The following is a 10,986-nucleotide window of genomic DNA, read 5'->3' as shown; positions in this document are numbered from 1 at the left end:
GGTGTGTGGAAAGGGTGGCCGGCGAAGCAGGGGCGGGAGAGCGCGGTGTGTGGAAGGAGGTGGCGGCGCGCGGGGCTGAGGGAAGGGCGGGGGAGTGCGGAGGTGCATGAACGGGGAATCGGGTAGGGTTCAGCACGCATCGGCGATGGTGAATCGATGATGGACCGGCGGCAGTCGTCCCCGGTGTTCGGCTCACGGCCGGTGAATCCGGCGGTCCTCGGTCATTCGGGAGCAACTCGGTGCCCATTCTCAGCCCGGCGGTGGCGGGAAAGCCGGCGTGAAAGGCAGCGGGAAAGCCAGCCTGAAAGCCAGCGCGAAGGCTGGCCAGAAAGCCGGCGCGAAGGCCAGCCAGAAAGCCGGCCTGAAAGCCGGCGGGAAAGCCGGCGCGAAAACCCGCCTCAAAGCCGGCGGGAAAGCCGGCCAGAAAGCCGGCGGGAAAGCCGGCGGGAAAGCCGGCGGGAAAAGCGGCGGAACCGCCCTGCTGAGAGCGGCGTTCACGCTGGCCTGGCAGGCCTCCCGTGGACTTCTCGCCGCACGCGCCGGGATCGCCCTGATCGCCGGTCTCGCCCCGGTCGTCGTCGCCTGGCTGACCAAACTGCTGCTCGACCAGCTGGCCGGCGACCGTACGGATGCCGAGCTCCTGACCGTGGTCGTCGCCCTCGCCACCGCCGGGCTGGTCGGCGCCCTGATGCCGGCGGCCGGGCAGTTCCTCGACGCCGAGATGAGCCGGCGTACCCAGCTGGCCGGGCGGGAGCAGCTCTTCCAGGCGATCGGCGGGTTCGCCGGGCTGGGCCGCTTCGAGGATCCGGACTTCCAGGACCGGCTCCAGCTCGCTGTCGCCGACGGGCCGGCCACCCCGGCGCAGGTCACCGCGAACGGCCTGGCCATCGCCCAGTCGACGGTCACGATCACCGGGTTCGTGGTGGCGCTGGCCGGTACGGCCCCGTGGATGGCGCTCGTCGTGGCGGTCGCGGCGGTTCCGGCGGTCCGCGCCGAGCTGATCCTGTCGCGGGCGCGGGCCGCGATGATGCTCCGGCTCGGGCACGCCACACGGCGGGAGCTGTTCTACGCCGACCTCGTCTCGTCGGTGACCGCGGCCAAGGAGGTGCGGCTCTACGGGCTCGGCAACCTGTTCGCGGGGCGGATGGCCACCGAACTACGCAAGATCAATCGCGGGATGCGCGACCTCGACCTGCGGGAACTGCGCATGCAGTCGCTGCTCACCGGGCTCGCGGCGGCCGTCGCCGGCGGGGGACTGGTGTGGGCGGCGCTCTCCGCCCGCTCCGGCAGCCTCAGCGCCGGTGACATCGTCGTTCTCGCGGCCGCGACCGGCGGCGTCCAGAACCTCCTCGGGTCGATCATCGGCGACTTCGCCCGTACCCACCAAGCGCTCTTGATCTTCACGCACTTCCGGGAGGTGGTCGCGGCGCCGGCCGACCTCGCGGCGCCCGAGGGCCTCCCGGTGGCTGCCGCGCCGCCGCTCCGCGACGGGATCGAGTTCAAGAACGTCTGGTTCCGGTACGGGCCGGAGCTGCCGTGGATCCTCAGAGGCGTCGATCTGACCATCCGTGCCGGTGAGGCGACCGCGCTGGTCGGGCTGAACGGTGCCGGCAAGAGCACGATCGTCAAACTGCTGTGCCGTTTCTACGACCCGACGCGTGGCACGGTGCTGTGGGACGGCGTCGACGTGCGCCGTCTCGACGTCGTCAGCCTGCGCGAACGGGTCGGCGCGGTGTTCCAGGACTTCATGTCCTACGACCTGAGCGCGGCCGAGAACATCGGGCTCGGTGACGTCGCCCGCCTCGACGACCGGCCCGCCATCGAGGCGACCGCCGGACGAGCCGGTGTCGACCTGACCGTCGAGAAGCTCCCGTACGGCTACGACACCCTGCTGACCAGGTATTTCTCGCCGGACGACGCATCCGGGGCGGGCGGGGTGCAGCTTTCCGGCGGGCAGTGGCAGCGGCTCGCGCTGGCCCGTGCCTTCATGCGCGCCGACCGGGACCTGCTGATCCTCGACGAACCGAGCGCCGGCCTGGACGCCGACGCCGAGCACGAGGTGCACACCCGCCTGCGGGAGCTGCGTGACGGCGCCACCAGTGTCCTCATCTCGCACCGGCTCAGCAGCGTCCGCGACGCCGACGTCATCGCCGTGCTGTCCGGCGGTGTCGTCACCGAACTCGGTGACCACGCCACCCTGCTGGCCGCCGGGGGGACCTACGCCACCCTGTTCACCGTGCAGGCGTCCGGCTACACGCTTCACCCGCCGACCGGCGGGTGACGGAAGAGCCCGCCGACCGGCGGGTGACGGAAACCGGCTGGTCACCCACCGGCCGGCGCAACGAGGGAGTGTGTACATGAGCATGTTCGGCAAGCTCGCCGACCGGCTGCTGGCGGCGGTCGCCCCGGCCACCGAGGTCGATGCCGCCTGCATCCTGCTGCGCAGGGAGACCGTCCAGGTCGGCTACTGCGCCGGCACCCGGGTCGCGCGCTACCGGTACACCTACGTCTACGACAACTGCGCCGACCGGGTGACGTACAGCTGCTCCGCCTGACGTTCCGTGCCCTGCCACTGTCCGGTGGCAGGGCCTTCCCATTCCGGAGGGAGGCCGGGCCCGTGCTCGTCGCCGGTGTCGCGGTACTGGCCGTGGCCGGGGCCGTCACGCTGTGGATCCGGGCGGCCGTGCTGGTGGCCGTCGTGCGCGGGCCCAGCATGCGGCCCACCTACGCCGACGGGGACCGGCTGGTCGCCCGCCGCCGCCGGTCGGTGCCCCGGCGCGGTGACGTCGTCGTGTTCCGCAATCCGCTGCCGCACGGGGTGCCCGGCTCGTCGGACGGCCCGCTGCTGATCAAACGGGTCGCGGCGGGCCCGGCTGAGAAGGCACCGGACGGCATGGGTACGGCGGTCGTCCCGGCCGGTCACGTAGCGGTGCTCGGCGACAATCCGGCGCAGAGCCTGGACTCACGGCAGCTCGGCTTCATCCCGGTGGAGAACGTGATCGCCACGGTCGTGCGCCGCCTCCGCTGAGCCGACGAGGCGGGCCGATGAGATGGGCCGATGAGGCGGGCCGATGAGATGGGCCGATGAGGCGGGCCGATGAGATGGGCCGATCAGGTGGGCCGATCAGGTGCGCCGATCAAGTTGATCAAGTGGGCCGCCTCCCGTTCAGGGTGGGGCCAGCGGGAGCGCCATGGCCTCGTCCGCGGAGAGGGCGGCGCCCTCGGCGACGGCGGCCGCGTAGCGCTCCGGACCGAGAGCGGCCAGCGCCGCGGCGGCGACGTCCCGGGCCGGGCCGGAGGAGTCCGGCCCGGCACGCAGGCCCAGCGCCTGGACCGCGCCGAGCAGCCGTGCGGCCCGCACCGGGTCACCGGCGGCGACCGCCAGGGCGGCGAGCCGATCGAACGCCTCCGCCATGACGAGGAAGCCGAGCATCCCGCCGTGCACGGTGAACACCTCCCGATAGCGGGCCGCGGCCGCCACCGGATCCTCGGAGATCTCCGCGATCCGGCCCAGCATCACCAGGATCGTCATCCGGGTGCCGTCGGCGCTGTACCACCCGGCCGGGCACACGGCGAGCGCCTCGGTGCAGCATCGCAGGGCCTCGGCCAGCGCCTCCCGGCCGGCGCCGGAGAGGGCCCGGGCCAGGGCCAGCGATCCGAGACCGAGCAGCGCCGCCGCCACCAGCTCCGGAGCCCCCGCGGACCGGGCCAGTTCGGCGACCCGGCGGAAGTCGGCGGCGGCCCCCTCGGCATCCCCGGTGTCCATCCGGGCCTGGGCCCGCCCGCGCAGCAGGTCGGCGACGTCGACGGTGGAGCCGAGTTCCCCGGCCAGGCGCAGGGCCTCCGCGGTGGGTGCGATGGCGGCGGCCGGGTCGCCGCGCCAGGAGGCCAGTTCGGCGAGCCCGGACAGGGCCAGCATCGAACCCCACCGGTCGCCGAGCGCGCGGAACCCGTCGAGCGAATCCTGGAACTCCGGTTCGGCGAGCGCCGGATCACTGCCGGAGAACAGGACCATCCAGCCCGCGCCGATCCCGCCGAGGGCCTGGCTCCACGGATCACCGGCGATCTGCTCGCGGAGTCTGCGGTTGAGCTCGCGGATGCCACCCGGGTCGCCGGCCGGTGGCCCCACCGCCATCGCCGACAGGTAGAGCAGGAACGGGTACCGGGGTGCGGCCGTCAGCGTCCGCATGTAGTCGACCCAGCGCGCCGCCGGGCGGACGGTTCCCGCCCCGGCGCTGAGGGTCGCGTTGAAGGCGCTCAACACGTACTCCTCGGTGTGCCCCGGCGGCGGCTCCGGACCGGCCGCACCCAGGGCGAGCCCGGCGAGTGTCGCGGCCTCACCGCGCAGCCCGCGCAGCCACCAGTAGAAGGACAGCGCGGCGACCAGCCGCAACGCCGTCGCTGTCGCGCCGTGCGCGACGCTGCGGCGCAACGCGGCGTGCAGGTTGTCCCGGTCGGCGTCGAGGCGGTCCAGCCAGGCGAGTTGATCAAACCCGCGGAGGTACGGATCAGCGCGCCCCGCCAGCTCCAGAAAGTACCGGGCGTGCTCCCGGTGAAGCGTCTCCCGCTCGCCGGACTCGGCCAGCCGCTCCGCACAGAACGCCCGGATGGTCTCCAGCATCCGGTAGCGGTCGCCGTCCCGTTCGATGAGCGACTTCCCGACCAGGCCCGCGAGCACGTCGAAGCCGCCGGGTGCGCAGATCCGCTCCACGGCGTCGAGGGTGGCGCCGCCGGTGAAGACGGTGAAGCGGCGGGCCAGCACCCGTTCCGGTTCGGTGAGCAGGTCCCAGCTCCACGCCACGACCGCCTGGAGTGTCCGGTGCCGCCCGGCCGCCGTGCGGCTGCCGCCGGACAGCAGCCGGAACCGGTCGCCGAGCCGGGCCGCGATCTCGGTGACCGGCAGCGCGTGCAGGCGGGCCGCCGCGAGTTCGACGGCCAGCGGGAGCCCGTCGAGGGTGCGGCAGAGTCTCCGGATCGCGCCGGCGTTCGCGGCGGTGACGGCGAAGCCGGGTGCCACATCCGCGGCCCGGTCGAGGAAGAGCCGCACCGCGGGGAAGGCGGCGAGATCGTCGGCCGTCTCGGGTGGGACCGGGAGCCCGCCCACCGGGACGAGCGCCTCCCCGGTGATGCCGAGCGGCTCCCGGCTGGTGGCCAGGATCCGCAGCCCGGACGCACCGGCGAGCAGCCGCCCGGCCAGCGCGGCGGCCGCGTCGACGACGTGCTCGCAGTTGTCCAGGACCAGCAGCAGACGCCGGTCGCTGAGCGCCGCGACGAGCCGGTCGACGACACCGGGAACCGCGGTCGGCGGCTGCCACGGCGCCCCCGGCGGGTTGACGAGGACGTCGCGCAGCCCGAGCGCGGCCTGCACCGCCGACGGCACGTCCTCCGATCCGGCGCCGGCGAGTTCGACGAACCAGACGTCGCCGTCGTGCCGCGCCGCGGCCTCGGCGGCGAGGCGGGTCTTCCCGGCACCCCCGGGCCCGTGCAGCGTGACGAGCCGCCGGCCGCGCAGCGCGGCCGCGACCCGGGCGAGATCACCGTCGCGCCCGACGAAGCTGGTCAGCTGAGCGGGAACACCGTGCCGGACCGGGCCGGGGGCGTGGGACGGCACGGGTGCGTCCGGGCCGCGGGCAGAGGAGAGCGCGGGCGCGGCCGGGCCGGAGGCACGGAGCAGGTCGGTGTGCAGGGCTACCAGTTCCGGCGACGGGTCGGCCCCGAGCTCCTCGGCGAGCGTCCGGCGCGCCTCCTCGAACACGCCGAGCGCCTCCGCCGGGCGCCCCGCCGACACCAGAGCGCGCATCAACTGGGCCCGGGGCCGTTCGCGCAGCGGATGGGCGGCGATCAGGTCACGGAGCTCGGCGATCACCGGCGACGGCACCGGCCCGGGCAGGGCGAGTTCCGCGTCGTACCGGTCCTCGCTCGCGGCCAGTCCCAGTTCGGTGAGCCGGGCGGCCTGGGCGTGTGCGAACGGCGCGTCCCGTACATCAGCGAGGGGTTCTCCCTGCCAGAGATCCGCCGCCGCACGGAGGAGGGTGACCGCCCGCTGTGGCTCGCCGGAGGCGAGGGCCCGGTGACCGTCGGCGGCGAGCGCGGCGAACCGGTGGGCGTCGACGTCGTCGCGGGCCGCCGCGAGACGGTAACCGGCCGGGCCCAGCTCGACCGGCAGCGACTGCCGTAGCCGCGACACCTGCGACTGCAGGGCGTTGGCGACCCCGGCGGGCGGCTCGTCACCGTAGAGACCGTCGATCAGCCGGTCGATCGGCACCGGACGGCCGGCGTCGAGCAGCAGCATCGCGAGGAGCGCGCGCAGGCGGGGTCCGCCGAGCGGGATCGGGGTCCCGTCGGCCTGTTCCGCCCGGACGGGACCGAGGATGCCGAACCGCATGCCGACGATTCTGCCGCCCGCGGTCCGTCCAGGCAGGACCCGGGCATTCCCGGGAGGGTCAGGCGACGCCGGCCACCCGGTTGCGGCCGGCGTTCTTGGCCGCGTAGAGCGCCCGGTCCGCGGCAAGTACCAGTTCGTCGGTGGTTCCGGCGGCCGGCATGCCGGCGACACCTACCGAGACGGTGACCGCGTGCAGACGGGACTCGTCGACGGCGATCGGGGCGGCGCTGACACCGCGGCGGATGCGTTCGGCGATCTCGGCGGCCTGCTCGGGCATCGTGTCCGGCAGCAGGACCGCGAACTCCTCACCGCCGTAGCGGGCGACCACGTCACCGGGCCGGACCAGCTCCCGGAGACGGTGGGTGACCTCGACGAGGACCCGGTCGCCGCCGTTGTGGCCGTACGTGTCGTTGACGTTCTTGAAGTGGTCGATGTCGAGCAGGAGCACGCTGACCGGTACCCCGCTCTTGACGGACCGTTCGCCCTGGTTGCCGAGGGCCTGTTCGAAGAACCGGCGGCTGCGCAGCCCGGTGAGCCCGTCGGTGACGGCGGCGTGCCGCTGCGCCTGGACGAGCCCGGCCATCCGCAGCATGACCAGCAGGAACAGCAGGATGCAGATGACCGCGGCGACGACCACATGCCCCTCGGCGCCGGTGTAGTGCTGGACGACGATCGAGGTGGGCGCGGTGACCGCGGCGATCGCCAGGACGGCGAGCCGGCCCGGGGTGGCGTCCGGTGTGGCCGCGTGGGACGTGCTGACCATCTTGATCGCCGAGGGGTGCAGAACTCCAGCGGCGAGGGCGAAGCTGGCGCCGATCCACAGCGCGTCGAGGACGTTGCCCGCCTGGTAGGTGCCGGCCTGCGTCTGGTAGCCGTAGCACGCGTCGGCGACCAGGACCAGCCCCAGGTAGCCGCCGAAGAATCGGAGCGCCGTGGTGCGGGGGCCGGCACCGAGCATCAGCCGTGCGCCGACGACGATGAGCATCAGATCACCGACCGGATAGGCGACCGACACCAGCGAGGTGAACTTGTCGCTGAAATCGACCAGGGGCACGATCAGGAACTGGAAGACCAGGTAGCCCGTGCCGATGGCGACGATCGCCGCGTCGATGACGCTGGCGCTGTCCCAGCCGGGGGTCCGTCGCCGGACGATCAGCAGCATCCCGACGGCCATCAGCGGGTAGGCGAGCAGATAGAACAGATCCGGCACGCCGGGGTACGGCGGTTCACCGTGCACCAGCGCGTCGAAGTAGAACAGCACGTCCCCGGTGACGCCGGCCGCCGCGGAGCCCGCCAGCAGCAGCATGATGGTGCGCATCGACGGGTGACGGCGGGCGGTGACCAGGGCCGCGACGGCGAAGGTGGCGTTGGCGCTGACGTAGAGCGCCACCTGCGCGCCGGGCCACAGACCGGCTTGCACGAGCAGGTAGTACACGCCGATGATCACGGGTGCGGCGGCGAGGCAGAGCTGCCAGGCCGCCACGCGACGGGAGGTCATCTCCCCAGGTTGCTCACCCGCGGGTGCCGGCCGGCTGCGGCCGCGTTGCGATCGGGGTGCCGGGCTCGGCGGGCCGCCGGCCGAAGACGAACAGCCGCTGGATCGCGAACCCGGCGAGGAACAACGCCAGCTCGGTGACGACCTTGCTGAGCGCCAGGGAGCCGGTCGCCGACGTGAGGAACTCGAGCAGCGCCACGTTGGCGGTGAGCGAGGTCAGCGCGAGGACGGCGTACCGGGGTGCGGCCTTGCGGTGCGGGGTGCGGACGTCGCCGCCGAAGACGGCGGACCGGTTGACCGTGTAGTTGAGGGTGGCGCTGACCAGCCGGGCGAGGACCGCCGAGGTGACGAGCTGACCGGTGGTGGCGACGAGCACGGCCAGCAGCGCGGCGTCGACGGCGAAGGCGAGCAGCGACGAACCGGCGAAGGCGAGCAGCGGCCCGTAGATCCGCGCCGAGTCGATGATCGGCCGGAAGTGCGACGAACTGTTGCCGTCCAGGTAGACGGTGGCGATGCCGACCTCCTCGACGGGCAGGCGCTCGCGGGCGGCGCGCAGCAGGAGTTTCAGCTCGTACTCGAACCGGTCGCCGGGCACCCGGCCCAGCCACCCCAGCATCCGGGCGGGGTAGCCGCGCAGTCCGGTCTGCGTGTCGGTCACCGCGAGCCCGGTGATCATCCGGAAGAACACCCTGGTCGCGGCGTTGCCGAACCGGCTGCGGGCGGGCACCGGCCCGGTGAACCGGCGCACACCGAGCACCATGGCGGCCGGCGACGTGCTCAGCCGGACGGCGACCGCCTCGATGTCCTCGACCCGGTGCTGCCCGTCGCTGTCGGCGCACACCACGTCCTCACCCGGGAAGCGGGCCGCGATGTGCGCGAAGCCGGTCTTCAGGGCGAAACCCTTACCGCGGTTGGTGGCCAGGGTGATCACTTCGGCGCCGGCGATGCGGGCTTTCGCAAAGACATGGGCGTACGGACCACCCGAACCGTCGTCGACGATGAGGATCCGATGGCAGCCCAGCTCTTCAACAAGGCGCACGAGACGGTGGTCGGGCTGGTAGGCCGGAATCAGCACGATCATCGTCATCACCCGGCCACGTAGAGGATGTCGCTGGTGCCGCGTTCCTGGCCCTTGCCGAGCGGGTTGTTGACGAGCTTGTCCCGGAACACCATCGCCGACGACCCGCCCCCGTCGAGGTTGTAGGCCACCTGGGCACCGAGATCGGTGAAGATCTGCGCGAACTCCGGCATGGTCACACCCCGGCTGTAGCCTTTGCTGCGCCCGTCGACGACCACGAACAGCAGATGGTTGGTGTCGACGATGCCGATCCCGGTCCGTGGCTGCTGCCCCTGGATGGAGTGGTTGCCGAAGTTGGTGTCCACCTCCACCTGGTCGATCCCGGAGATCACCGCGCCGTCCTCGACGAGACCCGGCCCGAACGACAGCGTGTTCCACACCCCGTCCTCGATCAGCTCGTCGGCGCTGGTGGCGGTCTCGTCGTAGAGCTTCATCGACCCGTCGGCGTAGAGGGCCAGCCCCTGCCGCGCCCCGGCGTCCCGGAACTTCACCCCGTTACGGATCACGATGCCGGTGTCGCGGAACCCGTAGTAGTCGCCGTTGATGGCGAGGACCGCACCGGCCGAGGCGGCGATCTCCGACGGGTTGGCGACGATGTTCTCGCCGAACTGGTCGTTGGCGAACGCCGACTTCACGATCGTCGCGTCGGTGACCTGCACGTCGGCCACGTAGTAGGTGACCTTGTCGTTGCCCGACCCGGTCGTCACATTCTTGATCTTGATGGTGGCGGTGTCGCTGGAGTAGCTGCTCGCCGTCGCCGTGCCGCCGCTGTCCGCCTCGGCCGCGACCACGTTCTGTGCGGCCAGCTGGGAGGCGCCGGTGACCTCGACGTGGTCGAGGACGTACCGGTCGAGGGCCCAGGCGCTACCGCCGCCGACAGCGGCGAGCAGGCCCAGGCCGCCGGCGAGGAGACCGCGGCGGTTGATCCGGCGGGGCTGCGGGGGTACGGGGTTCGTCGTCACGCATCGAAGTCAACCGGCGGATCTTGTGGACCTGCTGTGCCCGGCCCATGGGTGAATCGTGAGTTACAGCCGGGCCAGGTGCTCGCGAAGAATGTCGGGTGTCCGGCTGGGTAGCTCCGCCTCGATGAAGAGCCGGCCGATCGCCGCCGCATACCGGTCGACCTCCTCACGCCGCTCCAGATAGAGGCCGCTCGTGAGGTGCTCGATGTAGACGACGTCGGGCAGTTTCTCGTGGGGGAACCGCAGGATGCTGAACGCCTGCCCGGCCGCCGCGTGCCCGCCCTTGGCGAACGGCATCACCTGCAGCCGGACCCGCGGTGACTCGCAGACCTCCAGCAGATACTCGATCTGCTCGCGCAGCACGTCGGGGCCGCCGATCGGCCGGCGCAGCACCGCCTCGTCGAGGACCGCCCACAACCGTGGCGCGTCGGGCCGCTGGAGCACCTGCTTACGGGCCATCCGCAGCTGGGCGCGACGGGCGACCTCCTCCGGGCCGTCGACCTCGTGACCGAGCCGGATCACCGCCCGCGCGTAGGCGTCGGTCTGCAGCAACCCCGGCACGAACTGGATCTCGTAGGTGCGGATCAGCTCGGCCGCCTGCTCCAGGTCCAGATAGTTCTGGAACCAGGTGTCGAGCACGTCCCCGAACGCCTGCCACCAGCTGGGCGCGTTGGCCTCACGCATCATCGCCAGGACACGGCGGTGCTCGGCCGGGTCCTCCACGCCGTAGAGGCGCAGGAGATCGGTGACGTCACGTTCCTTGAAGCTGACCCGGCCCAGCTCCATCCGGCTGATCTTCGACTCGCTGGCACGGATCGTGTAACCCGCCTGGTCGCGGGTGAGGCCCTTGGCCCGTCGCAGGGCGCGCAGATGACCGCCTAGCTGTAGCCGGCGGACCGTCGCCCCGCTGTGATGGCTGAAGCCGTTGTCGTCGTTGTCGTTCAGTTCGTCGGGCACCTGGACCTCTTCGAGAGTCCTGTGTGGATCCTGGAGTGGCGATCCGCATCAGCATACTCACGTGCACGCCCGTCCCGCGCCGGAGGTCAACTCGAAGAGCGACGGTTCG

The 10,986-nt window shown here is 72.4% G+C and carries 8 protein-coding genes; 3 read left to right on the top strand and 5 right to left on the bottom strand.

Translation table 11 applies throughout. The features are described from left to right. Positions 1 to 277 precede the first annotated feature (277 nt). From ACFO0C_RS03585 to ACFO0C_RS03575, 3 genes are all read left to right on the top strand, one after another. The gene (locus tag ACFO0C_RS03585) at positions 278 to 2,281 is read left to right on the top strand and encodes an ABC transporter ATP-binding protein (RefSeq protein ID WP_378065039.1); all 2,004 of its coding nucleotides are present in this window, start codon (positions 278 to 280) and stop codon (positions 2,279 to 2,281) included. A gap of 76 nt (positions 2,282 to 2,357) precedes the next feature. Beyond that, positions 2,358 to 2,555, top strand: coding sequence for a hypothetical protein (locus ACFO0C_RS03580; RefSeq protein ID WP_378065038.1), 198 nt, complete (start codon positions 2,358 to 2,360; stop codon positions 2,553 to 2,555). Positions 2,556 to 2,617: 62 nt separating this feature from the next. Then, positions 2,618 to 3,028 (top strand): S26 family signal peptidase, encoded by a 411-nt coding sequence (locus tag ACFO0C_RS03575; protein WP_378065037.1) that lies wholly within the window; start codon positions 2,618 to 2,620, stop codon positions 3,026 to 3,028. A gap of 138 nt (positions 3,029 to 3,166) precedes the next feature. On the opposite strand, the gene ACFO0C_RS03570 is transcribed toward ACFO0C_RS03575, so the two are convergent. The 5 genes from ACFO0C_RS03570 to ACFO0C_RS03550 all read right to left on the bottom strand — a co-directional run bounded on the left by ACFO0C_RS03570 (position 3,167) and on the right by ACFO0C_RS03550 (position 10,877). Continuing rightward, a complete protein-coding gene (locus tag ACFO0C_RS03570; RefSeq protein ID WP_378065036.1) occupies positions 3,167 to 6,385 on the bottom strand; it encodes a BTAD domain-containing putative transcriptional regulator in 3,219 nt (1,072 codons plus the stop codon). A gap of 58 nt (positions 6,386 to 6,443) precedes the next feature. After that, on the bottom strand, positions 6,444 to 7,883 hold the full coding sequence (locus tag ACFO0C_RS03565; protein WP_378065035.1) for a GGDEF domain-containing protein: 1,440 nt from the start codon (positions 7,881 to 7,883) through the stop codon (positions 6,444 to 6,446). A gap of 13 nt (positions 7,884 to 7,896) precedes the next feature. Continuing rightward, positions 7,897 to 8,961: a GtrA family protein gene (locus ACFO0C_RS03560; protein WP_378065034.1), complete on the bottom strand. Its 1,065-nt coding sequence runs from the start codon at positions 8,959 to 8,961 to the stop codon at positions 7,897 to 7,899. A 5-nt stretch (positions 8,962 to 8,966) separates the two neighbouring features. After that, positions 8,967 to 9,920: a phosphodiester glycosidase family protein gene (locus tag ACFO0C_RS03555; RefSeq protein WP_378065033.1), complete on the bottom strand. Its 954-nt coding sequence runs from the start codon at positions 9,918 to 9,920 to the stop codon at positions 8,967 to 8,969. Between the two features lie 63 nt (positions 9,921 to 9,983). Further along, on the bottom strand, positions 9,984 to 10,877 hold the full coding sequence (locus tag ACFO0C_RS03550) for a helix-turn-helix domain-containing protein (RefSeq protein ID WP_378065032.1): 894 nt from the start codon (positions 10,875 to 10,877) through the stop codon (positions 9,984 to 9,986). Positions 10,878 to 10,986 lie beyond the last annotated feature (109 nt).

Source organism: Actinoplanes subglobosus, from assembly GCF_042650585.1.
Lineage (GTDB): Bacteria > Actinomycetota > Actinomycetes > Mycobacteriales > Micromonosporaceae > Actinoplanes > Actinoplanes subglobosus.
The sequence above is the reverse complement of the archived record's forward strand: the minus strand, read 5'-3'. Positions and strand labels throughout refer to the sequence as shown.

Excerpts from the sequence above, each read along its gene's own strand:
- ACFO0C_RS03580 (WP_378065038.1), top strand. The coding sequence starts at position 2,358 with ATGAGCATGTTCGGCAAGCTCGCCGACCGGCTGCTGGCGGCGGTCGCC.
- ACFO0C_RS03570 (WP_378065036.1), bottom strand. The coding sequence starts at position 6,385 with ATGCGGTTCGGCATCCTCGGTCCCGTCCGGGCGGAACAGGCCGACGGG.
- ACFO0C_RS03565 (WP_378065035.1), bottom strand. The coding sequence starts at position 7,883 with ATGACCTCCCGTCGCGTGGCGGCCTGGCAGCTCTGCCTCGCCGCCGCA.
- ACFO0C_RS03560 (WP_378065034.1), bottom strand. The coding sequence starts at position 8,961 with ATGATCGTGCTGATTCCGGCCTACCAGCCCGACCACCGTCTCGTGCGC.